The sequence below is a fragment of the Streptomyces apocyni genome (assembly GCF_009739465.1).
Taxonomy (GTDB): domain Bacteria; phylum Actinomycetota; class Actinomycetes; order Streptomycetales; family Streptomycetaceae; genus Streptomyces; species Streptomyces apocyni.
In genome coordinates, this window is record NZ_WHOM01000004.1 from 1 (window position 1) to 280 (window position 280).

At 67.5% G+C, this 280-nt stretch carries 1 protein-coding gene; it reads right to left on the bottom strand.

Features of this window, described 5'->3' with window-relative positions; all coding sequences use genetic code 11:
• Positions 1-280, bottom strand: a 280-nt coding sequence (locus GCN81_RS00010) for an SDR family NAD(P)-dependent oxidoreductase (protein WP_156721299.1), incomplete at both ends; no start/stop codon positions are given.

Genomic DNA, 280 nt, shown 5'->3' on the forward strand with positions numbered 1-280 from the left:
TCGAGTACGCCTGCGGTGTGGATGACGGCGGTGAGGGGGTGTTCGTCGGGGATTTGGGTGAGTGTGGTGGCTAGGGCGTTTGGGTCGCTGATGTCGCAGGCGGTGAGGGTGATGTGGGCGCCGAGGTTGGTGAGTTCGGTGTGGAGTTCTTGGGCGCCGGGGGCTTGGGGGCCTCGGCGGGAGAGGAGGAGGAGGTGTTGGGCGTGGTGGTGGGTGACGAGGTGGTGGGCGAGGAGGGTGCCGAGGGTGCCGGTGGCTCCGGTGATGAGGATGGTGCCTT